This window comes from Vibrio sp. V12_P9A6T4 (genome assembly GCF_963874835.1).
In the GTDB taxonomy this organism is placed as follows: Bacteria; Pseudomonadota; Gammaproteobacteria; order Enterobacterales; family Vibrionaceae; genus Vibrio; species Vibrio anguillarum.
In genome coordinates this window covers 1-25,538 of sequence record NZ_CAWNJO010000044.1, presented here as the reverse complement: position 1 = coordinate 25,538, position 25,538 = coordinate 1, and the positions used below count along the sequence as shown (strand labels likewise).

Below are 25,538 nucleotides of genomic sequence, written 5' to 3'. Positions count from 1 at the left end.
TAACTGGCATTGATATTAACAAAAAGACTCAAAATTACCTATTGAACTCGGTATGATGTAGCCCGCATTAAACTGTGACACTTAGCGAGTGAGAGAAGAGACGATGAACAAGTTGTTGGTGATCCGTAACGATAAAATTGGTGATTTCATGCTGGCTTGGCCAAGTTTTGCGATGCTAAAAGCCTCGTTGCCAGATTGCCATATTACCGCGTTAGTCCCCAGCTATACCGTCGCGCTGGCCGAGCTTTGCCCGTGGATTGATGCGGTGATGGTCGACCCAACGGAAAACGCGTCCTCTGCGCAGAAAAAACAATGTATTCAAGCGATTAAACAGCAACACTTTGATGCCTCGATCAACCTCTTCTCGACCACTTACAATGCACTATTAGTTTGGAAATCTCGTATTCCTTATCGTTTAGCGCCGGCGACTAAATTCGCTCAAATTTTTTACAACAAACGAATTAAGCAAAAACGCTCTCAATCAGCCAAACCAGAATATGAGTATAACTTAGATTTGGTACGCGCTTTTTTGCATGATATAGGTAAAGAGGTTGTCGAGCCGAGCGCACCTTATTTGCAATTTGATCAAGCGAAGCTGGTTGAACAAAAAAGCAAACTGGCTGCGCAACTTCATCTCGATACCAGTAAACCGTGGATGTTTGTACACGCCGGAAGCGGCGGTTCAGCGAATAATTTGTCGCTAGAGCAATACACGCAGCTAGTGATGGGGATTGATGGCAAGCAAGAAATTATCCTTACCGCCGGGCCGGGAGAAGAAGCGAAAGCCGCGCAGTTAAAAGCTTTAATTGAAGAAAAGGGCGGGCGAGCGGCACTGTATGATCAAAATGAAGGGCTTGTTGATTTCTCACGCTCGATTGCTTGCGCTGATATTTTTATCGCAGGTTCAACCGGGCCTTTGCATATTGCCGCTGCGATTGATGTGCCCACAGTTGGCTTTTTCCCCGCCAAACGTTCAGCCACGCCACTGCGTTGGCGACCATTGAATTCACAAGGTCGCCATATCGCTTTTTGTCCACCACAAGCAAAAGACAAAGAAACTCAGGCCGATATGAGCCGCATTGATATTAATGCGGTGTTAGCTGAACTTAACCCTTGGGCGGCTCAGTACTGCTTCTAACCCATAAATCGGCGTATTTAACAAAGGTTGAGTGCGCCGATAATAAAGAAAGCAAGAAGCCTTGCTTACCATCTAAAAAGCCTGCTTTTAAAACGTACATTTTCAAAAAGCAGCCAAATGCATGCAAAATACCTTGGCTAATGCTGCTTTTCTTACCACGTTTTTCTCGTTGCTCTGCCCATGCCTTGGCATAACCTGCGGATTTAACTAAATAATGATGAATATCGTTATAGGTGTAGTGAATCGCATCACCTGCAAGATTCTCGACTTTCATGCCATCTGCGACTTCGACTTTTTCATGCACCAAAGCCTCGTTATATTGCGTTAATTGAGTTGGGTAGAGGCGCAACACGCGATCAGGATACCAACCACAGTGGCGAATATAGCGGCCAAAAACCCAACTTAAACGGGCAAATTGATACAGTGTATTGGGTTTATTAGCCGCGACCGCTTGCTGAATGCTATCTTTTAACTCTTTGGTCACGCGTTCATCGGCATCTAGCCACAACACATAATCAGACTCGACATACGACTGCGCTAAGCGGCGCTGTGAGCCAAACCCAGGCCACTGCGAATTGACAAAAAACTTGTCAGTATAACGGCGTGCAATCTCTTCGGTATTATCACTGCTACCTGAATCTAAGACGACGATTTCATCTACCCATTGTTGAACGGTTTCCAAGCAAGCTTGCAGATGTTGCGCTTCATTTTTAACGATCAGCGCAACGGCTAAAGTAGGTTTGCTCACATTCATTCCTCGGATATTGGGTTTAGCTGAAAATCAGCCGTTATCTTATCAAACATTTGGATAACATGGCTTGCTTGAATGCGCTGCATCGCTTGTTCATCTTTGACGCGAGTACGCCAACTGACTTGCTCTTTCGTTTTTCCTGTTTCGGTAAACAGTGCTTCTTCATAAGCCGACACCACATAATCACGATACTGATAAGGCCCTGTGCGCTGCGGATTATGGTGAGCGTATAAACCGATAACGGGAGTATTCATTGCATTGGCCATGTGCGCTGGGCCTGTGTCTGGCGCTATCACTAAATCGACTAAGTCGAGCAGTGCCAACATCTCTTTAAGCTGGCTTTTACCAACGGCATTAAGTACTGGCTGAGTCAGTTTACTCGCTATTTCGGCTGCTAGATCAACTTCAATTTGCGCAGGGCTACCGGCTAAAATAATATGCCAACCAAGTTGTTGAGCATGAGTTATCACTTCTACATAACCTTCAGCGGTCCAATTTTTATAAGCCTTACTCGCGGCAGGAACCACGACTAAATTACGCTTTGAATGTGCAAGTTGCTGCTTGGCCCATTGATGATCGGAATCTGAATAAGTGAGTGACCACTTAGTTTCTAGCTCTCTGACTCCAAGGCATTCAGCAAACGCGAGTAAGCCATCTAATACATGAGGCGCTTGAGGCGATACCACTTTTACATTAGTAAATAGGTGCTGGAAATCTTGGCTGCGGGCGGCATCAAAACCGAGTTTATATTTAGCTTTAATACCCAGTGTGGCAATACTGGCACGAAAGGCATACTGCATATGCAAAAGCGCATCGAAGGATTGCCCTTTAAGTTCTGCCCACAGTTTTTGATATGCTTTCCATCCCTGTTTTTTGTCGAATATAACCACGTTTACATTAGGCAAATCAGTGAGTAACTGCGCTTCCAGTTTTCCAGTGATCCACGTGATATGAGTTTCAGGCCATTGGTGTTGAATTGCTTGCACGGCGGCCACTGCATTGCACACATCGCCAATCGCCGACAGACGCAACACACAAATTGAGCGTGGAGCAGAAGAAAAGAGAGCCATAAGTGACATCGGTATAGAGAAAGTTAGTAAGAATTATGCAGATAGCGCCGATAAATGTAAAATACCAAACAAGCATGATGAAGCACATTCAATCTCGTCATTAAAAAGTGAAACGATGAAAACGCTGAAAAAAGAGAATCAAACAATTTGGTATGACGAGCATTTACTAGTTGAAGATCCGCTCCGCTGTTTTAACCCTGAGTTTTGGCAGCAGGCTGGTAGCGTCACAGGTTGTGCTACTGGGCGCGGTACGACATGGTTTGTAAAAGCTGAAAAAATAGAAGCAGCACTACGCCACTATAAGCGTGGTGGATTGTTCGGTAAGTTAGTTAGTGATCACTACTTTTTTTCCGGTTGGAAGAAAACGCGCAGTTTCCAAGAATTCGAATTGCTCAATACTCTGAGAGAGTCTGGGGTAAATGTTCCACGCCCGATTGCCGCGCGAGCAGTAAAGCGCACTTTTTGTTATCAGGCAGATTTACTCAGCGAAAAAATCCCGAACGCCCGCGATCTGGTGTCTATTTTACAAGAACGTCCATTACCGACTGAAATGTATGAGAAAATCGGCCTAGAAATTCGCAAAATGCATGATGCGCAAGTCAATCACACCGATCTCAATATCCATAACATCTTAATTGATGGCCAAGAGAAGGTATGGATTATTGATTTTGATAAGTGCTACCAGCAACAAGGCGAGAGCTGGAAGAAAGGAAATTTAGATAGATTGAAACGATCGTTTGAGAAAGAACAAAAAAAGAGATCTATCAACACCTTAAAGATAAGTTTTGATCAACTATTACATGCGTATAGTGAGAGTAAAAAAAAATGAAATTATTTGTGATTAACTTGAAAGAGGCCAATGCTAGACGAGAGCGGGTCCAGAAAAAACTGTCAGAAATAGATATTGAATGTGAGTTTTTTGAAGCTGTAAATGGTTTTAGTGGATTACCACCTAAGTTGGCTATGAAGCCAAATGATGATTATCGAATCAAATATCGTGGTAGACCTTTGACTCCTGGGGAAAAGGGCGTATATGCGAGTCATTATTTACTCTGGGAAAAATGCGTTGAGTTAGATGAGCCCATAGTAATATTTGAAGATGATTTTTTACCAACACCATTTTTTTCGCTCGTTATTGATAAGCTTCCTGAGTTACATAAAAAATACGACTATTTACGTCTTGAGCCTCAGGATACAAACTTTAATTGTAAAATGATTGAAAATACTCATGATGGCTTTCAAGTTGTGATGTGGATGGATAATGCTGGAGGAGCTAGGGGATATAGCATTACACCGAAAGCGGCACGTAGATTTTTAGACGAAAGTGAGCAATGGTTATGTGCTGTCGATAATTTTATTGGCGAACCATATAAACATCACATATCTTCTATGGGATTATTGCCATATGCTATATACAATCCATCTGATATGGAAAGCCAAATTCAGAACAAAACAAAATTAGCCAAAGTTGCCTTAAAGAATAAAATTTTTAGAGAAATAGAAAGGCTTTCAAGGACCATCAGATTGGCATGGTGGAATGTTATGCATAAATCAATTAAAAGGTAATTATCTATGATAAGGGGACTCATATCTCGACTTCAAATTACCAGAGATAAAATAAGACGTCATCTTGGAATCATTCTTTTTGATTCATCAAAAGTATCTAAATTAGATTTAGAGAATGTTAATAGCATTCTATTTATCCGTAATGATGCAAAATTGGGTGATGCTATTGTTTCCTCCGGGGTACTCAAGAAACTTAAAAAGTACCGCCCAGAAATAAAAATTAAAGTGCTGACTACCTCTGCGATGGCACCATTGTTTACAGAACACTTTGGTGTTGATCAAGTTGTGCATCTAAGTAAGCGACCGTCATACAGTGAAATGAAAGAAGTCTGTACGCAAGTTGGGTCGGTCGATGCAGTAGTCGCTTTTAATCTTGATATGAAAATGAAAGATATTTATTTGCTGAACAAGTTAAAGTCTAAAATAAATATTGGCCTAGATCCTAATTTAAAGCTGATTAATTTAAAAATTTCTGATGATATTAGAAATATGCATTATGCTGATAAGTTTAACTATATTGCAACTCTATTGGGTATAACTGAATCAGCAGAGAATTATATAGTTCCTCTTGTTCCCTCTTCTATGGAAAAAGCACAACTTTTCTTGACTGAAAATAATATCAATGAGTTTGTGCTGATTAATCCATTTGGTAGTGGCAACGAAAGGAAGTTGAATAAGGACTCGATAAATAAAATCATTAGTGCAATCAAAGAATGGGATAAGTCATTGAGTGTGGTTCTATTATCGGCTCCTGATACAAGAGATCTTTTGGACGCTATGTCCCTTACTACTGCAAGTATTCGTCACTTTGATCAGAGTGATTCTATTTATGATGCCATTGCTATTGTCGAGAAAGCGAAGTTAGTGGTTTCTGTTGATACATCAATAGTTCACGTCGCATCTGGTTTTAATAAACCGCAGATTGCAATTTATAAACAAGATAAGGTTAATTTCAGCAACTGGCACCCTAACTCTGAACATGCAAATGTTATTATTGCTATTACAGATATCAATAATTTTGGAGAGGAACAGCTAAAGCAAGCACTAACCTAATTAAATTATTAGTTCAATGGCTGATATTGTGTTCGCTAGTGATCCACGGTTTTTATCAATTACGAGTCGAGTTGATTGTGATTTAGAGTGAAGTACATTTTTATCATTGAATGCTTGAGATATAGATTTTGAGATTGCTTTAGCCGTAGTGACAACCTCTAATCCCTCAGCTTTGATTAGTTGTTCTGTTATATCCGTAAAATTATAGTAACTTGGTCCTGTTAGCACTGGTTTACCTAGTGCTGCAGGCTCAAGCATATTATGACCTCCAACTTTATCACCTAGTAAGCTTCCACCCATAAAACAAATGTCAGCAGCACCCATTAGTACCAGCATTTCCCCCATTGTATCACCTAGATACACCTGCACTTCTGGATCAAGTTCAGACTCTGTTTCAGTTCGTCGCACACTAATAAATTGTGTTTTACACAACTCAAAAACAGCATTAAATCGCTCTGGGTGACGCGGGACAAGAATAAGCAATGCGTTAGGGAGCTCTTTAAGTACTTCAGCATGGGCTGCTAATACCTGTTCATCCTCACCTTGATGGGTACTTGCCGCAATCCAAACTGGACGATTTCTCCCCAGATCAGATCTTAGCTGCTGGCCTTTTTGTATGGTTGTTTGGTCTATATCGATATCAAATTTAATTGATCCGGTGACAAAAATTTTTTCTTTTGCCACACCCAATCGCATAAAGCGCTGTGCATCGTCGGGATATTGACATAGTACTCGAGTTAAATTTTTCGCTAGCATGTTAAATATTGGCTGAACTTTTGCGTACCGTTGGCATGAACGCTCAGATAAACGAGCATTAATAACAGTGATCGGAATACCCGATCTTGCGACTGTATGTAGCGTATTCGGCCAAAGCTCAGTTTCCATGATAAGTAGTTGGCTAGGCTTGATAGCATTTAAAAAACCACTAATGGCAAAAGAGAAGTCAAATGGCATATAGCGATGTTCGGCGATGCCTTGTAATTTAGCCGCTTGTTCTGCGCCAGTAGGCGTTGTGGTGGTAATAACGATCGGCTGATCAGGATATTGTGATTTGAGTTTTTTTATCAGTGGAGAAACGGAAAGTGTTTCTCCAACAGATACCGCATGGATCCAAATCGGTGATTTATTAGTTTCAAGTGGTGGCGTGAAACCAAAATGTTCTTTCCAGCGAGCACCAACGGATGGTTTGCCATCTCGTTTTCTGTACAGGCTCCACATCAAAAATGGAGAAACAATAGTGAGTAGGAACGTATACAGCCAACGAATGAGCACAATGACCTCGTTTACTTCTTGATTAGATCTTCAGGTTTCTGGTGAGTCCATTTACCACGAGGCTTGTCTAAATATTGAAAATACTCATTGGTAAATGTGCCTTGGATACAAACATGACGGCGACGACGATATTGAATGGATTCATCTTTTAAAACATCATTGAATACCGCAGGCCCTGTTGTCCCGTAAACTCCTTTTTTAACATCATAGTTCTGGATGTTATACACAATCGTATCCATCACTTTCTGGAAATGAGGGTTTTGTGGCGATGTCGCTAAAAAATAATTAGTAATTTCGGTCCCATTTTTGATCTTGATATATAACGCGTCATTGATACCTTTTAGTAGTCGACTAAGCGGCCAAACCAATGTGGCATCAATATCCATATAGACACCGCCTTGTTGATATAAAGTTGTCACACGCCATAAATCGGCTTGAGCAGCACCATCGGTCAGCTTCATATACGCATCATAAATTTCTTGTGATGCATTTTCGCGTAAATATTCTTCTCGTGCTTCGGTGCTGACATAGCGATAATCATAGCTTAGTGACATTAGACGATTGAATAGATAATTCAAATAGATAGGCAGACTACTACGGTTTGAATAGTTGGTTTGCCAAATAACTTTAGGTATACCGCTGCTATTTTTTGTTTGAATTTTGGCTGGAGAATATTCAGGAATAGTGAATCGTACTTTAGGAAAAACAAAGTGGAATGGGTATGAAAGCACTTTAAAAATATTACCAATCAACTTGATGGTGCGGTTTGCAACCATAATAGGGAAGTTATTCATACTGTCTCTTTATTTTGTTCTAATGCAGTAGCCATCTCTGCAATAATTTGTTCGTTACTAGGAATATCACCGTTCGCATTCATGACAATGCGGTGATCACCTTCTAATGGAGTGTATCTAAATGGCACGGTTGAGTAGAAAATACCAACGGTCGGTGTATGAGTTGACACCGCAATATTTCTCACTCCCGTATCAGGAGCCACCACTAAGCGCGCCTTGGCAATGTATTCGACTAGTTCATCTAATGACAGACAAGGCTGAATCGTGAAATTATGGTTAACTTCCAAATGACGAAGAAAATCACCTTTTTCAAAATCATTTTTTCCTTCTAGATAGACATGTTGATGGTTTGGAAAAGTTGTAATTGCGAGCTCAATGAAACTCTTCATTTGTTCTTGATTCAGAATTTTTGATTGAGTTGATGCGCCATTAAAATAGAGAATGTTAGGTTTGCTTTGCTCTTTATCGTACAGTTCCAGGTGACTTGGGTACCCAAAATCTAATGGTCTTTGTGGGTTATGTCCGAGCATTTTCAGCATATCGAGCATGCATTCAAGCTCTGGCTGAAAATCAGATCGAAATACCGCAATATTGTACAAGCTTCCACATAAATAAGGTTTGTATGGGAAACCAAATTTCAACTTGGCTTTGCTGAGCAGCGTCATCCAATAAGAACGGCTTGTGCCAGCTACATCAAAGATGATGTCTTGTTCTTCTAATTGCGTAAATTGCTGGATCTTCTGCTTCCAATTCAGTTCATGCTTGCGATGTCGACCAATCATAAAAATGGTTTCATCAGCGAGATCTGAAGGTGTTCCATATTGATAGTTAGAGACACCCACTAGCGTGATTTTTGCGTTAGGAAAAAATTTGCTCGCTTCAATAAGAAAGGGGCGAACAATGACCTGATCACCTAATGCGGCGTGACGAAAAATCGCGATCTTTTTCACCTTCTCGGGTGAAAACTCATGAGTTAAGTATTTTTTTGCTTGCTTGGATGCATAAGCACCGCGTTCAAACCAAAGATGTTGCATCAAGTTTATCCAATAAATTTGTTTACGGCAGCCATTACCAAATCTGGTGATAGCTTGTTCAAACAGTCAAGGTGCTTAAGTGGACACTCGCGTTTAAAGCAAGGGCGGCATTCTATGTCAGTGTGTATAATTTCGACATTATCTGCCAATGGTGGTGTGTATTTTGGTGAGCTTGAGCCATATATTGCAACAATATTACACCCAACAGCGGCTGATACATGCATCAGCCCAGAATCGTTGCAGACGACAGTATGGCAAGCTGCAAGCAAATCAACTGCCTCAATTAAGGATGTCTCACCGGCTAGATCAAAGCACGAATTTTGTAATTCCTTCGGAAGCGCATTGCGGATAGCGCTTGTCACCACTTTATCTTTGGCTGAACCAAATAACCAAATTTGTTGGCCTTTTTCAATCAAAGCGTTCGCAACTTCAGCATAGTATTTATCTGGCCATCTTTTAGCCGGGCCAAATTCTGCTCCTGGGCATAAACCGATAATCGGTTTTAGGGTCGATAAACCTAATCTTGACATTGCATACTGTTGAGCTTTGCTATCGATTAATAGAGAAGGGCGAGGGCAGGTTTCTAGCTGAACTTCACTAAGCATGCTTTCCTTAGAATAAGCAAGGGCCACATAACGCTCCACCATAAACTGAAAAACTTTGCGATTTGGGCGAAGATCATTGAGCAAACCATAACGAAATTCACCTTTCCAGCCCGTACGAGATGGAATGCCAGCAAACAGAGGAATTAAAGCTGACTTAGCCGAGTTAGGTAAAACGTAAGCGTGAGTATATTGATTGCGTTTTAGTTCTTGGGCGAGAGCCCATCGACCTACAAGATTAAATGCGCCATGTCCAATCGACATTTCAATGGCGCAATTCACTTCTGGCATGCGCTCCAAAATCGGTTTGCACCAAGCGGGGGCTAGAACATCAATCGTCGCAGCGGGGTAGTTTTGCTTCAATGTGGTGTAGAGGCTTTGCGACATGACCATGTCGCCAACCCAAGAAGGGCCGATAATCAGAATCTTCATGTCCTGCTGCTCATCAGTTTGGCTGTTGAACGGCATTGTACTTTTCTATACGAATAAGAGCAAAGAAGGTTGCAAGCATAAAGCCATAGAATGCGCTGATTAAGTTAGCTTGTAATGGTGCTTCTGTTAAGCAAAAGAGCATAAACCCAGCGACAAATATCGCACCTGTGTAACCCCAGAGGCTACTGGTTTTCCTGTAGTGTTGAGTAAAGACCGCAAAAGGCACTACAAGCATCATAATAATGGCAACGATACCTAATATTCCATTACTCGCCAGCATTTCGAAATATTGGCTATGGGCATGGCCGCGATTAAGATCCCGCGTATATTCATTTACTTTACCTTCTGCATAAAGCTGCTTATTGAGAGTTTCCCGTTCATCATAAGGTAAACCAATGAATGGGTTTTGTTTAAACGCTTCTGTTGCAGCTCTCCATAAATAGAATCGAGTGCCTGTAGATGTTGCCGCTTCTACATCTCCGGAAATAATATGAGACACCTCATAAGCTGTATAATCTATTCGCTGTTTTACTGAATCGGAATTCCAATAAGTTCCTAACGATAGAGCGATAAAACCTACAATGAATGTTGATGTTAATTTTAGGTTTAATTTTTTCCAATTTAGTAAGGCACAAAATATTAGAAGTATAGGAATAGAAAAAATAGCACCACGAGTTAAAGTTAATACTGTTGAAATAATTGATGCTATAAATGCGATCAATAACAAGTGTTTATATTTAGACTTTATACTTAAGCACAGGGCGAGAAAAGCCAATGAACAGGCTAAATAACCAAAGTTGATACTAAAGAGAAAACCGTCGACACGGGGCATATGGAGTATAACAAACTGATAAAGAGCAAGAACCAGCGCACCAAAAGAACCAACTATGACGCCAAGAGATAACCATTTATAGGCTTGTGCCGAGCGGAGGATGAAAGCTTTTCTGAACATTAAATAAATAGGAATACATAACAATAAACGACTACCGCCTTGAAAGTACCTGAAGGTACTACCATCGGCTATTGTGATTGGTAAATTGGCGAAAAAATAGGCGCCAAGACAGCAAGTGATCAGTAAGTCATATTTATTAAAATCACAATGAGTTCTATTCTTAACTAGGTGGTGAATGGAGAATAAAACGATAAATGCGACAATGACAACACTAAAATTATTAGTCGATAGAAGGAGTGCTGGAACTAAGAATAATGATGATAGCGCAAAACTATTCATGTTAATAAGTTTGTTCATTCGTGATTCCATTCTTATTATTTCGCCGATTTTCTGAATGTATAATTACCGCGCACTTTACGCCATAGGCCAAATACATCGGTTTTAGGGAATATAGCAATACGTCGTATTTGATATGGATCTTGATGCATTAATAATGGGCCGCTGTTAGTAGCAACCGCAAATTGATAGCCACATTGATGCACGATCTGTTTTGAGAGCACATCATGATCGCCATAGGGGTATGCAAAAGAAACCAGTTGTTCGCCTAGTAGCTCTTCGAGTTCAAGCTTATTGCGTGAGATCTCTTTATGCTGTCCAGATTCGCTGAGTTTGCTGAGAAATGGATGAGTCATTGTATGGCCGCCAATTTCAACTAGCCCTGAATCGTGTAATGCTTTGACTTGCTGACGAGACATTAAAGGCACTGTTTTTTCTGGGTTGCTCGGTACTTCAACATCCCAACGGTTAAAATCCTCCCCGGTTACTACATAGACAACCGCTTTAAAACCGTATTTTCGTAATAGCGGCAACATCAATTCGTAGTTATCTTGATAGCCGTCATCAACCGTTAAGATGATATAGCGCTTGCCTGATTCAAGGCGGTGAATAAGCCCTTTATCTGCTAAATCTTTAAAGGTTAGCGTTTCAAACCCCATTTTTTTTAGCAGGTTGAAGTGCTTTTCAAGCATGTCTATATGCAGATAGGTTCCATGTATGCCTTTTTCACTTTCATCCTTAATAAAGCGATGATACATAATAATCGGCATTTCTTTACGCAGCTTTTCAACATAAACCGTTTGATAAATATCTTCTATTTGATCGACCACATTGGTTAAGCTGTAGCTGTGCTGAATTATCTCACTGACTTGTGGTGAACAGTACGGCGTTTTTAACCCTTGTTCTACATATTGACTAATTTTTGCAAAATCAATATCGAGATCTTTAGGCCCGATGTCACCGAAGTTGCTTGCCATGGCCGCAGCGATATTATCGTTATCGACAATACCAATTGCACTTGCCTCACCGATTGCCAGTGTAGGCCGTCCACACAGCAAAGATTCCATTGCAACTCTGCCAGCCCCAATGACTAAATCTGATTGAGCAAGTATCGAAACGACATCTTGTGAATAACCAAGAAAGTGAACGTCAGAAGTAAACTTATCAAAACGCGCTTCAATTTTAGAGCCAGATATGACCTGAATATGGTATTTCGCTGAGTCTAAACACTCCTCGAGCAACCGATAACAAAGATCCCCTTTAGGGCCGGTTAATCGACCAATAATACTGACAACAGGTTTGCTATTTTGAGGAGCATTTTGCCAAGCGAATTCTTGCGTTTCAATGCCGTTTCGGCTTACGACGAGCGAGCTTTGTGGAACATTCAATTCAGTCATGAGTTGTTGTTCAATAGCCTCACAAACCGGTAGTGCTTTGTCACCCATGGCGTGAAATTTTTTACGAGATGCGTGTACAGGCTGACGGCCATGTACTGTGGTGACCATAGGCGTATTTGTTAATTTGCAAGCAATGTGACAACTCCAGCTGGAGGCGCGAGAGTGAGCATGCACTAGCTGGATATGGTGTTTCTTAATCAGATAAATAAGATAACCCACATGCCAAAAGCGGCGAGGAATACTGCGTTTATTAAAACGGAGTTTATAAAATAGCCCTTGGTGAGGTTTTGTTAGCGTATCGGAAACATAAAATACTTTATGCCCACGCTTTGTCAGTTCATCACCAACAGTAGTGGCGTACACCTCCGCCCCAGTGACCTCAAGTTGAGATAAGGCCATTAATATATTCATTAATACTCCACGAGTTAGCAGCCAATGCTTTTTATATGTCTAAGAAACATGCTCAATTTTTCATTCCTCCCTCTTCCAATCGTCACTCCATATTAGTCTTCCATTGAGAGGAGAGATCTATTCGTTACTGCCTTTTAGGGAGAGGTGTTTACTAGTTCCTCCCCCTTTTAGGGGGAGGTTAGGAGGGGTGATTACAGCCATCACTACTTATTAATCAACGCCATATACTCAGCCACACCTTCAGCCACCGTCTTAAATTGATGCTGGCAACCTGCGGCGCGCAATTTCGTTAAATCGGCCTCGGTGAACTCTTGGTAAGCACCTTTTAAGTGATCTGGGAATGGAATGGTTTCAACGTCACCTTTACCATGGTGCTTGATAACGGCTTTGGCCACTTCTTGGAAAGATTCTGCATTGCCAGTACCCAAGTTATAAATACCGGATACTCCGCTGTTCATAAACCATAAATTCACAGCCGCAACGTCACCCACATAAACGAAATCACGCTGGAAGGTTTCACTACCTGCAAACAGTTTCGGGTTTTCACCCGCATTCATTTGATTATTTAAATGAAAAGCAACAGAAGCCATTGAGCCTTTGTGCTGTTCACGCGGGCCATAGACATTGAAATAACGAAAACCGGTAATTTGGGAAAGAGTTTCACCGTGTGTTTGTGCTTCTTGCCAAATGCGGCGCACATAGTTATCAAATTGCTGCTTGGAAAAGCCGTATACATTCAGCGCACCTTCATACTCTTTTTCTTCAATGAAGGTATCAGTATCGCCATAGGTTGCGGCTGATGAAGCATACAAAAATGGAATGTCGCGCTCTAAACAGTAGTGCAGTAGCTCTTTAGAATACTCATAGTTATTAAGCATTACATACTTGCCATCCCATTCGGTGGTGGCAGAGCAAGCGCCTTCATGAAATACGGCTTCGATAGGACCAAAATCCTCACCAGACATGATCTGCACCAAGAAATCATCTCGGTCCATATAATCGGCAATGTCCAGATCAACCAGGTTTTTGAATTTACGTCCATTTTTTAAATTATCGACAACAAGAATATCAGTAATGCCTTGTTCATTTAGCGCTTTGATAATGTTGCTACCAATCATGCCAGCGCCACCCGTTACGATGATCATACAAAATTCCTATGGTTATAATACGAACAATTATGCGCATTATAGCGGCTTAGCTAGAGGCTGTAATCACAAAAGCTCGCTTTTCTCATTGAACGTCTCGCCTTGAAAAGGGTTTTGCTTTAAACTTCGGCACGCTATGTCGCTTGACTTGAATTGACAAACTCGATAAAGCCTGAGCAAGAACTAAACAGTAAGCCTTTAGGAGCGGATACCTAAGGGCGGTAGCGTGCCTAAAAACCAATGATAGGATCAACACTGTGAATCAACCATCCCCTTCTTCGCACTCTTCATACCCACCTGTGCCTTCTTACTATCAGCGAAGCAATAACGATGAAATTGACCTGCGTGAGCTGTTTAGTGCGCTATGGCAAGGGAAACGAACCATATTGTTGTGCACGGTTTTGTTTGCTGCTGCTGCGGTAATTTATGCATTGACGGCGCAGCAGTGGTGGAGCGCTAAAGCGATCGTCAGCCAGCCTGAATTAAACCAAATCGTGACCTTTCAACAACAGGTGAAGCAGTATCAGCCATTATTTGATCTCTACCAAGAAGATGGCAACATTATTGTGAGTAAAGAACTTGATGACTTAATTAATCCGGCCAATATTTTCCAGCGTTTTGTGCGTTCATTTAATTCCAATGACAATAAAAAGCGTTTTATGCAAAGTAATTCTACTTTTTTAAGCATTGCGCAGTCGTATTTCTCGGCGACTCAAAATAGCGAACAGGGTGACGACGATACACAGGCTCGTTTTTATCAGGGGTGGTATGGCAAGATTACGGCTCAAGAAGTGGGTAAGAAACAAGAAGGTTATTTTTATCTCAGCTTTCAGTCAATTGATAAGAGCAGTAGCTTAGCGCTGCTTAACGCCTATATCGACTTTATTAACCAGCAGCTAAACCAACAGCTGACTAGTGATCTTGCCAGTAAATTGACGGTAAAACATAACCAACTTAGCCAGCAATACACTAGCTTACAGCAGCAAGCCCATTTGCGCCTGCAGGTGGAATTAGCGCGTGTACAGAATGCATTAGTGATTGCAAAAGCGGCCAACATTAGCGAGCCAGTACAAAACCTGAATGAAGAGAAGCTATTTGCTATTAGCATTGGCAGTAAAGCTCTACAAGCCAAAGCGGAGGTGCTGAAAAGCATGACAGATTTACGTGTATTTGAACCACGTTTGGCGCTGCTGCAGGTACAAGTTCAGCAGGTTGAATCGTTGGGTAAAGCCAAACCCGCCCAAGTGCAAGTTTACGCTTATTTAGAACAACCAGAGGCCCCGATAAGCCGTGATAAACCCAAGCGAGCATTGATAGCGGTACTTGGAACCTTACTTGGCGGAATGTTTGGTGTTGCGATTGTGCTGGTTAGGTTTGCGTTTAGGAAAGAGTCCAAGTAAATGATTTCTTTTTTAAGCACCTATTGGGGCTTACTTTACAAAAATAGCAAAACCAAGAAATTACAAGGGATAGCGTGAAATCGACTGTCTCAAAATGAACAAAAAGAGCCTCAGTAGCAAGAGCAAGCTAAATGCTGAGACTCTTTGGTGAAAGATTTTCAACTATTCAATCTATCATCACGTTCGTGAAGGTGTTCAACGATAACCAATTATAAGAGAAACTCCATGAAAATACTCGTCACTGGCGGTGCTGGCTTTATTGGATCAGCGGTCGTGCGCCATATTATCGAAAGCACATCAGACAGTGTTGTAAATGTAGATTGCCTAACGTACGCAGGCAACCTTGAATCTTTAGTTTCGGTAGAGTCAAACGAGCGTTATGCGTTTGAGCAAGTGAACATTTGTGACCGTGCCGAACTGAACCGTGTATTTGAAACTCACAAGCCTGATGCAGTAATGCACCTTGCAGCGGAGTCGCATGTTGATCGTTCAATTACAGGTCCTGCTGCATTTATTGAAACGAACGTTGTTGGCACATATACACTTCTTGAAGCAACGCGCGAATATTGGAACATGCTTGATGAAAAAGCAAAGACTGCGTTCCGCTTCCATCATATCTCTACCGATGAGGTTTATGGAGACCTCCCGCACCCAGACGAAGTAGTAGAAAGTACAGAGCTTACAATGTTTTTGGAAACTACACCGTATGAGCCATCAAGCCCATACTCGGCATCAAAAGCATCCAGCGACCACTTGGTTCGTGCATGGTTACGTACTTATGGGCTGCCAACTATGGTGACCAACTGTTCAAACAACTACGGTCCATATCACTTCCCTGAAAAACTAATTCCTCTAGTGATTCTGAATGCCCTTGAAGGTAGAGACTTGCCTATCTACGGCAAAGGTGATCAAATTCGTGATTGGCTATTTGTAGAAGATCATGCTCGTGCGCTATACAAAGTTGTTACTGAGGGGGAAGTTGGTGAAACTTACAATATCGGCGGTCACAATGAAAAGCAAAACCTCGAAGTGGTCCAAACCATATGCTCAATTTTAGATATATTAGTACCGAAAGAGACGGTATACGCTGAACAAATCACTTACGTTCAAGATAGACCAGGTCATGACCGTCGCTATGCGATTGATTCAAGCAAAATGCAAAAAGAGCTCGGCTGGACCCCAGTTGAGACGTTTGAAACAGGCCTGAGAAAAACCGTGCAGTGGTATTTAGATAACCAGAAATGGTGTCAAAATGTGCAAGATGGCAGTTACCAACGTGAGCGCCTAGGTGTGGTATCGGGAGAAGGTGAATAATGAAAGGAATCGTACTGGCGGGGGGCTCTGGCACCCGTCTTTATCCACTTACCCGTGGTGTGTCTAAGCAACTATTACCCATTTACGACAAGCCGATGGTCTTTTACCCAATCTCAACGTTAATGTTGGCGGGAATCAAAGACATTCTCATCATTACCACACCTGAAGACAACGAAGGTTTTAAGCGTCTACTCGGCGATGGCAGTGATTTTGGCATTAGTTTAGAATATGCGATTCAACCCAGCCCTGATGGCCTAGCACAAGCGTTCATTATCGGTGAAGAATTCATTGGTGATGACAGTGTGTGTTTAGTGCTTGGGGACAACATCTTCTATGGCCAGTCGTTCAGTAAAACGCTGAAAAATGCCGCGTCACGAGAAAGCGGCGCAACCGTGTTTGGCTACCAGGTGAAAGACCCTGAACGCTTTGGCGTTGTCGAGTTTGATGAAGATATGAAAGCGGTCTCTATTGAAGAAAAACCCGCACAGCCAAAATCAAACTACGCAGTAACTGGCTTATATTTCTACGACAACCGAGTGGTCGAGTTTGCAAAGCAAGTGACACCGTCGGATAGAGGCGAGCTTGAAATCACATCCATCAATGAAATGTACCTCAATGACAGCTCTCTCAATGTTGAACTGCTCGGCCGCGGTTTTGCTTGGCTTGATACCGGCACGCATGAAAGCTTGCACCAGGCGTCATCATTTGTTCAAACCATTGAGCATGTCCAAGGCTTGAAAGTGGCGTGTCTGGAAGAAATCGCGTGGCGTCAAGGATGGTTAAGCAATACAGATATTGAGCGCTTAGCCACACCAATGCTAAAAAATGAGTATGGTCGTTATTTGATGTCTTTGGCCAAACGGCAGTAGGAAGCAGGATGAAAATACTCATTACAGGATGCAATGGACAAGTCGGCCACTGCTTGGTCAAACAACTGAAAGGCAAAGCAGAAGCGTTGGCTGTTGATAAAGAACAGCTCGATATCACCGATCAAGCAGCCGTGTTCTCAGCCGTGTCAGAGTTTGTACCGGACTATATCATCAATGCGGCGGCACATACTGCCGTGGATAAAGCGGAAGAAGAAGTGGACCTCTCTTTTGCGATTAACAGAGATGGTCCTAAGTACCTTGCTGAGGCGGCTGAAATCTGTGGTGCAGTAATGTTGCACATCTCTACAGATTACGTGTTCGATGGTACCGGTGAAGCGCCTTATAAAGAGAGTGATACCGTTAGTCCACAAGGGGTGTATGGTCAAAGCAAACTGGCTGGAGAGCAGGCGGTTGCAAAAGCGTGTGCAGAGCATCTGATTTTGCGTACCGCATGGGTGTTTGGTGAGCACGGCAACAACTTTGTCAAAACCATGTTGAGACTAGGCCAAGATCGCGACGCGCTGAGTATTGTCGGCGATCAAATCGGTGGGCCGACGTATGCTGGTGACATCGCAAGCGCATTGATCGCTATGATTGAATACATCGAGAAAGAAGGCGCGCCTCAGTGGGGGGTGTACCATTTCTCTGGTATGCCATACGCGAGTTGGTATGAATTCGCAGAGCAGATTTTTGCGGCGGCCAAAAATAAATCGGTGTTAGCAGATACCCCGACCCTATCTTCAATTCCCACGTCCGCCTACCCGTCGCCGGCGAAACGTCCAGCCAACTCACGTCTCGATTGCCAAAAAATAGACCAGCAGTTTGGTATTAAGCCAAGTAATTGGCAGGCATCCTTAGACAATATTCAAGCTTATGAGTAGTCATTTATGAACGTTATTGAAACCAAAATCCCAGATGTGAAAATTATCGAGCCTCTAGTGTTTGGCGATGAACGCGGTTTTTTTATGGAAACTTGGCAACAGAAAAAATTTGAAGAGCTAGTTGCTGGTCGAACTGTAAACTTTGTGCAAGACAACCACTCGAAATCTAAAAGGGGTATTTTGCGTGGTTTACATTACCAAACGGAAAATACTCAAGGTAAGCTCGTTAGGGTTATATCAGGAGAGGTTTTCGATGTGGCCGTTGATATTCGTTCTGGCTCAGTAACTTTTGGGCAGTGGGTTGGCGTTTATCTTTCAGCCAATAATAAGCGCCAGTTATGGGTTCCTGAAGGCTTTGCTCATGGCTTTTATGTAATTAGTGATGAAGCTGAGTTTGTATATAAATGTACAGATTACTACAATCCGAGTGCGGAAAAATCGCTTAACTGGCAAGACAGCGGTATAGGAATAGAGTGGCCTCTCCTCGAAGGTGTACCGACCGTTTTGTCGGAAAAAGATAAAAATGCCCCTTATTTATGTGAGAATACTGCACTGTAAATTAATAGCCAGAACTCAGTTTGTGCGATTGAAACATTAATCGATGGATAAATTTAATTACACCTTACGGGGTATACAATGAAAAACTTAATTGACTTGCCACACTTTGGTGATGACAGAGGTAGCCTGGTCGCTATTGAGTCTATGGATACGATTCCATTTGAGATAAAGAGAATCTACTATATCTTTGACACGAAAAAAGACGTAGCTAGAGGCTTCCACGCTCATAAAAACTTAAGTCAATTTGTAATTTGTGTTAAAGGCCAATGCGACTTCGTTTTGGATGATGGAGAGCATAAAGTAATCTACAATCTTACATCTGCAAAAGAAGGACTTTTGATTGAAGGGGTGTGCTGGAGGGAAATGCATAACTTCAGTGAGGATTGTGTCTTAATGGTGCTAGCAAGCGATCACTATAATGAAGTTGATTATATTAAGGATTACCAAGAGTTTCTCGCGACTGTAAGGAAAGAAAAAGATGGAAAATGGCAATAAAAAATTAATTCTAGTTGGTGCAGGTGAATTTGCCGCTATTGCTTATGAATATTTTACGTATGACTCAGATTATGATGTGGTAGCGTTTGCAGTAAATGAAGAATATATCAAGGATAGTACCTATATGGGTTTACCTGTAGTAGCTCTTGAGGGTATTACAGAGAAATTCTCCCCTGAAGAATTCTCAGTGTTTGTGGCTGTACCATCAAATAACCTAAATGAACTTAGAGAAAAACTTTATCTTTCTATGAAAAATTATGGTTATACATTTGCTACTTACATCAGTAGTAAAGCATTTGTGTGGCGAAATGCAGAAGTCGGTGAGAACTGTTTTATTTTTGAAAACAATACAGTGCAACCATTTGTTAAGATTAAAAATAATGTAATTTTATGGAGTGGTAACCATATAGGACATCAGACAGTTATTAACGAGAATGTTTTTGTGACGTCTCATGTTGTGATTTCTGGCTATTGTAATATAGGAAAAAATAGCTTCTTAGGAGTAAACTCTACTTTTAATGACGGCGTCTCATTGCCTGCTTACTCAGTGGTAGGTTCTGCGTCCTTGGTGAATAAGAGCCCGAAGGAAGAAAACAAGGTTTACGTTGGTAGTCCGGCAAAGCCCGTGCCAAGGCTAGTTGCGAAGAATATGAAACTTTAACTCCTCTATGAATGGTTAAAAAATGTTAAAATGGAAAAAAATTGGACATGTGTTCAGGCATTTGAAAACAAGTGATTGGATTTTTGATAGTGCCTTGACACCTACCCCTTTTCTCTTAGACAGCTCAACAATTAGGGTTTATTGCGGGTTTAGAGATAAGCAAGGAGTCTCTCGTATAGGTTTCGTCGATGTCAGCGCCGATGACCCTAGTCAAGTTAAATCTGTTTCAGACACACCGTGCCTAGATATTGGAGAGGACGGTTGCTTCGACGACAATGGTGTAATTTTAGGTGATGTTGTACGCTTAAGTGATGGCATTGTTAGGATGTATTACGTTGGCTTCCAATTGGTGAAGAAAGCAAAGTTCCTTGCATATAGCGGTGTTGCAGAAAGCTTCGATAACGGTAAGACATTTCATAGAATAAAGAAAACCCCCATCCTAGATCGATCAGAAAATGGATTGACTATCAATGCAATTCACTCCGTTATTAATGAAGGGGGGAAATGGAAAATTTGGTATGCTGCTGGTAACGGTTGGGAGAACATAAAAGGTGTAGATTACCCTAGGTACAACATACGATATACGGAGTCTGAAGATGGTATTAATATTGTCCTCAATAATGTAGACAAACTGTGTATTGATGTTCAAGGAGATGAGTATCGCATAGGCCGCCCTTCAGTGTTCAAACATAATAATCAATATATAATGTTTTATACCAAGGGGGGAATATCGGGTAAAGATTATTTTCCAGGTGTCGCATATTCAAAAGATGGGATTCATTGGGAACGCAGAGATGATGAGTTCGGTTTAGATTTGTCGATTGATGGTTTTGATTCTATTCATTTGTGTTACCCACGATTAATTCAGTTGGAAGACAGAGTCTTGTGTTTCTATAATGGCAACTTTATGGGCAAAGAAGGTTTTGGTGTTGCTGAGGTAATTGCATGGTAGATTGCAAAAAATATGAACCTAAAGAAAAGCATAAATGGGACTCTTTAATCAAAAGTAGCAGAACACCACTATTTTTCTTTGAGAGAAACTTCTTGGAATATCATCAGGATAGATTTATTGACCATTCATTGATGTTTTATAGTGATGAAGAGTTAATCGCGGTCCTTCCTGCAACAATAAATGCTAATGAATCAAAATTAGAGTTAGTTAGTCATGCTGGTTTAACTTATGGTGGTTTGATTCTTAGCTTAAGGCTACGAGGGAATATAGTAGAGGATATCTTAGTTTCCCTTGATAAATATTGTGAGCTAAATGAAATATCTCGTATCACTCTTAAATCAATCCCATATATTTTCCATAAGATAGCTTCTCAGGAAGATCTGTATTTTATTCACAATAAGTCTAACTATTCTATTATAAAACGAGAACTGTCTACAGTTTTGCACCTTGATAATAGACTTAAAATGTCAAAAGGACGGAAAGCTCTGGTTAGTAGAGCAAGGAAAAACAATTTGAAAGTTTTAGAAAGTAAAGATTTTGATGGCTTTCATAAATTGTTGACCGAAGTACTAAACAAGCACGGAGCAAAACCTGTGCATTCGGTTGTTGAGCTTAATTACCTAAATGAGTTTTACCCGTCTAATATAATTTTGAAAACTGTGGAGATCGATGGTGAAATTGTTTCTGGTGCTTTGCTATTTGTTTTTGAATCAGTTATTCATACACAATATCTAGCAACAAATGAGCTAGGTCGTGAAAATGGCGCACTAGACCTAATTATTGAAGAATGTATATCATATTACTCTAGCAATAAGTTTAAGTACTTTTCATTTGGAGTCTCCACAGAAAATTCGGGGAGAGTTTTAAACCAAGGGCTTCTTTCTCAAAAAGAAAGTTTTGGTGGTAGAAGCCTTGTTCTTGATACTTACCAGGTCAAATATGATGGTTAAATTTTTAGATTTAAAACGAATCAATGAGAAATTTGAAGATGAGTTTAAAATATCTTTTGAACGAGTTTTGTCTTCAGGTTGGTATATAAATGGGAATGAGTTGAGCCAATTTGAACATGACTTTTCAAAATATTGTGGTAGCAAATTTTGTGTCGGCACAGCAAATGGTTTGGATGCTTTGAGTATGATTTTTAAAGCATATATAGAGCTTGGTAAATTAAAAGAGGGTGACGAAGTAATTTTACCTTCAAATACTTTTATCGCGAGTGCTTTAGCTGTAAGTCAAAATAATTTAAAAATTAAGTTAGTTGACTGCGATGAAAGTACATTTAACATTTGTCCTAATTCTGTGAATAACGCAGTAAATGGAAATACTAAAGCAATTTTGGCAGTGCACCTATATGGCCGAGTATGTGATATGACAGCACTGAGAAAGATAGCAGATCGCCATAAGTTATTGCTAATAGAAGATGCCGCTCAAGCTCATGGGGCTATGCATCTAGATAAAAAAGTAGGAACTTTGGGTGATGCAGCCGGGTTTAGCTTCTATCCCGGGAAAAACTTAGGTGCTTTAGGGGATGCAGGTGCTGTAACCACGGATGATGAAGAGTTAGCTAACATGATTAGGAAGATTGGAAATTATGGAAGCAGCGTTAAATACTATCATGAAGTGATAGGTTGTAACAGTCGACTTGATGAAATTCAAGCTGCTTTTTTACGGATAAAGCTTAAATATCTGGACGAAGATATAATTAACAGAAGATTGGTAGCCTCAGTTTACTATCAAGGTATAGATAACCCTGCTATTGAATTACCGTGTAGAGCACTAGAGGAAGAGCACGTTTATCATTTGTTTGTGATTCGTTGTACTGAAAGAGACAGGCTGCAGGAATTTTTATTAGCGAATGGTATTGAAACGCAAATCCATTACCCTAAAGGTATTCATCAGCATCCTGCGTACTCCGAATATGAAAGTTTTTACTCGCTAGAGTTTGAGCATACCCATGATCAGCTACTTAGCTTACCTTTGAGTCCAGTTATGACGAAAAATGACTTAGAGCATGTTATAAAAGTAATAAATAGCTTTAGGTAGAGTATCGTCTTAATAGATGCTAGCCTTCTCTCGTTTAGGTTAGCATCGTTTATTATCAACATTTGAAGGTAAGTTTTGAACTTAGTTAAAACATCATTCCTTTCAGGTATTGCTGCTTTTGTGAAAATAATATCTGTCTTAGTGATCAATAAGATGCTATCAGTAATAACTGGACCTGGTGGTCTAGCTATTTTTGCACAATTTCAAAATGCTCAGAGTATAATCGCAACTATATCTCAGGGAGGTATTAATACCGGTGTTACAAAATATACAGCGGAATATTATGATAGAAGCGATAAGAAAAAAATGCTCTGGAGTGCTTCACTGTTAGTAACGGTAATATTCACTATACTGGCAAGTATTACAACATTCTTCTTGTCTGATTTACTATCTACTTATATATTTGACAGCGATAGTTATTCATTTTCTTTCAAGTTATTATCAGCATCACTAATATTTTATTCTATAAATCAATTATTACTATCTATACTAAATGGCCTAAAAGAAATTAAAAGGTATATTTGTGTTAATGTAATTCAGAGTATTTTTGCTTTAATAATAAGTGTCATTTTGATTTTTTTCTATGGTATTAATGGTGCATTAATTGCGATGGTTGCTAATCAATCAGTAATATTCTTTGTAATACTTATCGCATTGCGAAATCATTCACTTATTAGATTAAAGAATTTGACAGTTTGGTTTAACTTTGAACATATCAAAAATCTATCCAAATACTCTTTGATGACGTTGGTGTCTGCTATCTCGGGCCCAGTTTCCTACTTGTTTGTGCGCAACTATGTTGGGGTAAACTACTCATGGGAATCCGCCGGACACTGGCAGGCGATGATGTACATTTCTACTATGTATTTGTTGGTTATTACGACTGCGTTGTCAACCTATTATTTACCTAAACTGTCAGAGTTATCGAATAAAAAAGAGTTAAGAACAGAGATATACAACGGTTATAAGATTATAATACCTATTGTTATAATCTTGTCTACTTTAATATATTTTCTCAAAGATTTTATTGTTTGGTTGTTATTTACGCCTGATTTCGAAAATATGAAAGAGTTATTTTTTTGGCAAATGTTCGGAGATGTAATTAAGATTTCTTCATGGCTTCTTTCTTATATCATGTTGGCAAAAGCTAATGTAAAGAGATTTGTAATTACCGAAATTGCATTCAGTTTATCATTTAGTTTTCTGTGTGTTATTTTCTTACAGTTTAGTGGCATAATTGGTTTGAGCTACGCATATGCTGCAAATTATTTACTTTATTTAGTATGTATGGTTTTTCTAATGCGTGACTACCTATATGATAAATAATGAAAATCTATTCTAATGGAATTGAAAATTTGGAACCGTTAATAAGTGTATTTATAGCAACTTATAATCATCAAGATTATATCGAAGAATGCTTGAACTCAGTTTTAAACCAATCCTATAAAAACATTGAGATAGTGATTGCAGATGATGCATCTACCGATGATACAAAAAGAATTCTTATAGATTATTATGAAAAATATCCCGATAAAATTAAACTTATATTATCTGAAGTGAATGTAGGTGTAACGAAAAATTGTAATATAGGACTTGCTCAATGTACGGGTGAATATGTAGCACTTTTTGCAGGTGATGACTATATGTATGAAGGTAAGCTTAAAAAGCAACTCCATTATATGATGCACAATAGCAGGTGTGCAATAGTCTATCATGATCTAAGGGTGTTTGATTCTAAGTCGAATGAAACCTTGTATTTCTTTAAGTCAAAGCATGGTGTCGTTACCGGTGGACAATCTGAACTCATAAGAAAAGGAGCAATATGTGGGGGAAGTTCATTATTTATGAGGAGAAGCGCAATGCCGACTAACGGTTTTGATACTAGGTTGCGCACAGCCTCTGATTGGTTACTTTGGATCGAAACGCTTTCAAATGGTTTTACTATTGAATATATAGATGAAGTTTTAGGAGCATACCGAAGACACTCTTCCAATGTAACTGCATACAGTACGTCTTTAACTCAGAATGACTTAGATCATTTATTCTCGATAGCTATACTAATGCAGAGTTATCCGGACAATCTATCCGCTATTAATTATAGACATGCCAGAAACTTAGTAGGTCTTAGAAAAAAAATGCCATATGTTACCACGCTACTCTTGAGCTTAAAAATTTCCATAAATATCAAAGCTTTTGTAGGTCTAGCCGTAAAAATTATTACTTTTGGAAAGGTTGAATTATAATGTGTGGAATTGTTGGTTTAGTTGAGTTTAAATGCAAGCTGGAAGAAGAAATAATAGAGAAAATGGCGGATGCGATCTCTCATCGAGGTCCTGATAACTTTGGCTTTTATCTTGATCATAATGCTGATTATTCTATTGGTTTAGGGCACAGAAGGTTATCTATATTAGACTTAACCGGATCGGGCCATCAGCCAATGACATTTGAACATTTAACTATGGTATATAATGG

25 protein-coding genes and 1 pseudogene are annotated in these 25,538 nt (G+C 40.2%); 17 read left to right on the top strand and 9 right to left on the bottom strand.

Features of this window, described 5'->3' with window-relative positions; translation table 11 throughout:
- Positions 1 to 103 precede the first annotated feature (103 nt).
- Positions 104 to 1,138 carry a glycosyltransferase family 9 protein gene (locus tag AACQ42_RS06250; protein WP_094165797.1) on the top strand — a complete coding sequence of 345 codons (1,035 nt, stop codon included), beginning with the start codon at positions 104 to 106 and terminating at the stop codon, positions 1,136 to 1,138.
- Here the strand turns inward: AACQ42_RS06250 and AACQ42_RS06245 are convergent.
- Both AACQ42_RS06245 and AACQ42_RS06240 read right to left on the bottom strand, forming a co-directional pair.
- Entirely contained in the window at positions 1,107 to 1,892 is a 786-nt protein-coding gene (locus AACQ42_RS06245; RefSeq protein ID WP_094165796.1) for a glycosyltransferase family 2 protein, read from the bottom strand. The two genes, AACQ42_RS06250 and AACQ42_RS06245, sit on opposite strands and share 32 nt — an antisense overlap.
- Positions 1,889 to 2,959 (bottom strand): glycosyltransferase family 9 protein, encoded by a 1,071-nt coding sequence (locus AACQ42_RS06240; RefSeq protein ID WP_094165795.1) that lies wholly within the window; start codon positions 2,957 to 2,959, stop codon positions 1,889 to 1,891. Before AACQ42_RS06240 ends, AACQ42_RS06245 begins: the two co-directional genes overlap by 4 nt.
- Positions 2,960 to 3,074: 115 nt before the next feature.
- Between AACQ42_RS06240 and AACQ42_RS06235 the strand changes: the two genes are divergently transcribed.
- The 3 genes from AACQ42_RS06235 to AACQ42_RS06225 are packed head-to-tail and all read left to right on the top strand — an operon-like array spanning position 3,075 to position 5,578.
- Positions 3,075 to 3,788 (top strand): 3-deoxy-D-manno-octulosonic acid kinase, encoded by a 714-nt coding sequence (locus tag AACQ42_RS06235; RefSeq protein ID WP_176429683.1) that lies wholly within the window; start codon positions 3,075 to 3,077, stop codon positions 3,786 to 3,788.
- Complete coding sequence (locus AACQ42_RS06230; RefSeq protein ID WP_017048269.1) at positions 3,785 to 4,525, top strand: glycosyltransferase family 25 protein; 741 nt, start codon at positions 3,785 to 3,787, stop codon at positions 4,523 to 4,525. Before AACQ42_RS06235 ends, AACQ42_RS06230 begins: the two co-directional genes overlap by 4 nt.
- A gap of 6 nt (positions 4,526 to 4,531) precedes the next feature.
- The gene (locus AACQ42_RS06225; protein WP_094165794.1) at positions 4,532 to 5,578 is read left to right on the top strand and encodes a glycosyltransferase family 9 protein; all 1,047 of its coding nucleotides are present in this window, start codon (positions 4,532 to 4,534) and stop codon (positions 5,576 to 5,578) included.
- On the opposite strand, the gene waaA is transcribed toward AACQ42_RS06225, so the two are convergent.
- From waaA to rfaD, 7 genes are all read right to left on the bottom strand, one after another.
- Positions 5,579 to 6,850, bottom strand: a complete 1,272-nt coding sequence (waaA, locus tag AACQ42_RS06220) for a lipid IV(A) 3-deoxy-D-manno-octulosonic acid transferase (RefSeq protein ID WP_094165793.1) — start codon at positions 6,848 to 6,850, stop codon at positions 5,579 to 5,581.
- A gap of 11 nt (positions 6,851 to 6,861) precedes the next feature.
- Positions 6,862 to 7,644 carry a glycosyltransferase family 32 protein gene (locus tag AACQ42_RS06215; protein WP_013855739.1) on the bottom strand — a complete coding sequence of 261 codons (783 nt, stop codon included), beginning with the start codon at positions 7,642 to 7,644 and terminating at the stop codon, positions 6,862 to 6,864.
- Positions 7,641 to 8,678 carry a glycosyltransferase family 9 protein gene (locus tag AACQ42_RS06210; RefSeq protein ID WP_176429682.1) on the bottom strand — a complete coding sequence of 346 codons (1,038 nt, stop codon included), beginning with the start codon at positions 8,676 to 8,678 and terminating at the stop codon, positions 7,641 to 7,643. Before AACQ42_RS06210 ends, AACQ42_RS06215 begins: the two co-directional genes overlap by 4 nt.
- 5 nt (positions 8,679 to 8,683) lie before the next feature.
- Entirely contained in the window at positions 8,684 to 9,712 is a 1,029-nt protein-coding gene (waaF, locus tag AACQ42_RS06205) for a lipopolysaccharide heptosyltransferase II (protein WP_176429681.1), read from the bottom strand.
- 13 nt (positions 9,713 to 9,725) lie between these two features.
- Positions 9,726 to 10,973, bottom strand: coding sequence for an O-antigen ligase family protein (locus tag AACQ42_RS06200; RefSeq protein WP_094165790.1), 1,248 nt, complete (start codon positions 10,971 to 10,973; stop codon positions 9,726 to 9,728).
- Between the two features lie 5 nt (positions 10,974 to 10,978).
- The gene (locus AACQ42_RS06195; protein ID WP_094165789.1) at positions 10,979 to 12,748 is read right to left on the bottom strand and encodes a polysaccharide deacetylase family protein; all 1,770 of its coding nucleotides are present in this window, start codon (positions 12,746 to 12,748) and stop codon (positions 10,979 to 10,981) included.
- 203 nt (positions 12,749 to 12,951) lie between these two features.
- Positions 12,952 to 13,893 (bottom strand): ADP-glyceromanno-heptose 6-epimerase, encoded by a 942-nt coding sequence (gene rfaD, locus AACQ42_RS06190; protein WP_094165788.1) that lies wholly within the window; start codon positions 13,891 to 13,893, stop codon positions 12,952 to 12,954.
- Between the two features lie 257 nt (positions 13,894 to 14,150).
- Here rfaD and AACQ42_RS06185 point away from each other — a divergent pair, with 257 nt between their 5' ends.
- The 13 genes and pseudogenes from AACQ42_RS06185 to AACQ42_RS06125 all read left to right on the top strand — a co-directional run.
- On the top strand, positions 14,151 to 15,293 hold the full coding sequence (locus AACQ42_RS06185; RefSeq protein WP_094165787.1) for an LPS O-antigen chain length determinant protein WzzB: 1,143 nt from the start codon (positions 14,151 to 14,153) through the stop codon (positions 15,291 to 15,293).
- Between the two features lie 225 nt (positions 15,294 to 15,518).
- On the top strand, positions 15,519 to 16,607 hold the full coding sequence (gene rfbB / locus AACQ42_RS06180) for a dTDP-glucose 4,6-dehydratase (protein WP_094165786.1): 1,089 nt from the start codon (positions 15,519 to 15,521) through the stop codon (positions 16,605 to 16,607).
- Positions 16,607 to 17,476, top strand: coding sequence for a glucose-1-phosphate thymidylyltransferase RfbA (gene rfbA, locus AACQ42_RS06175; RefSeq protein WP_094165785.1), 870 nt, complete (start codon positions 16,607 to 16,609; stop codon positions 17,474 to 17,476). The genes rfbB and rfbA overlap by 1 nt, the downstream gene beginning before the upstream one ends.
- 8 nt (positions 17,477 to 17,484) lie before the next feature.
- Positions 17,485 to 18,357, top strand: a complete 873-nt coding sequence (gene rfbD / locus AACQ42_RS06170) for a dTDP-4-dehydrorhamnose reductase (protein WP_094165784.1) — start codon at positions 17,485 to 17,487, stop codon at positions 18,355 to 18,357.
- Positions 18,358 to 18,363: 6 nt separating this feature from the next.
- Complete coding sequence (rfbC, locus tag AACQ42_RS06165; RefSeq protein ID WP_094165783.1) at positions 18,364 to 18,915, top strand: dTDP-4-dehydrorhamnose 3,5-epimerase; 552 nt, start codon at positions 18,364 to 18,366, stop codon at positions 18,913 to 18,915.
- A 78-nt stretch (positions 18,916 to 18,993) separates the two neighbouring features.
- Positions 18,994 to 19,410: a sugar 3,4-ketoisomerase gene (locus AACQ42_RS06160; RefSeq protein ID WP_094165782.1), complete on the top strand. Its 417-nt coding sequence runs from the start codon at positions 18,994 to 18,996 to the stop codon at positions 19,408 to 19,410.
- Complete coding sequence (locus AACQ42_RS06155) at positions 19,394 to 20,071, top strand: acetyltransferase (protein WP_094165781.1); 678 nt, start codon at positions 19,394 to 19,396, stop codon at positions 20,069 to 20,071. Before AACQ42_RS06160 ends, AACQ42_RS06155 begins: the two co-directional genes overlap by 17 nt.
- A 22-nt stretch (positions 20,072 to 20,093) precedes the next feature.
- Positions 20,094 to 21,023, top strand: a complete 930-nt coding sequence (locus AACQ42_RS06150) for a hypothetical protein (RefSeq protein WP_094165780.1) — start codon at positions 20,094 to 20,096, stop codon at positions 21,021 to 21,023.
- Positions 21,017 to 21,973, top strand: a complete 957-nt coding sequence (locus AACQ42_RS06145) for a GNAT family N-acetyltransferase (protein ID WP_094165779.1) — start codon at positions 21,017 to 21,019, stop codon at positions 21,971 to 21,973. The genes AACQ42_RS06150 and AACQ42_RS06145 overlap by 7 nt, the downstream gene beginning before the upstream one ends.
- Positions 21,966 to 23,066: a DegT/DnrJ/EryC1/StrS family aminotransferase gene (locus AACQ42_RS06140; RefSeq protein WP_217898944.1), complete on the top strand. Its 1,101-nt coding sequence runs from the start codon at positions 21,966 to 21,968 to the stop codon at positions 23,064 to 23,066. Before AACQ42_RS06145 ends, AACQ42_RS06140 begins: the two co-directional genes overlap by 8 nt.
- Before the next feature lie 75 nt (positions 23,067 to 23,141).
- Positions 23,142 to 24,392, top strand: a complete 1,251-nt coding sequence (locus tag AACQ42_RS06135; protein WP_094165777.1) for an O-antigen translocase — start codon at positions 23,142 to 23,144, stop codon at positions 24,390 to 24,392.
- Positions 24,392 to 25,309 carry a glycosyltransferase gene (locus tag AACQ42_RS06130; protein WP_094165776.1) on the top strand — a complete coding sequence of 306 codons (918 nt, stop codon included), beginning with the start codon at positions 24,392 to 24,394 and terminating at the stop codon, positions 25,307 to 25,309. Before AACQ42_RS06135 ends, AACQ42_RS06130 begins: the two co-directional genes overlap by 1 nt.
- Positions 25,309 to 25,538, top strand: a pseudogene (locus AACQ42_RS06125) (asparagine synthase (glutamine-hydrolyzing)); the annotation flags it as partial. The gene AACQ42_RS06130 and the pseudogene AACQ42_RS06125, both read left to right, overlap by 1 nt.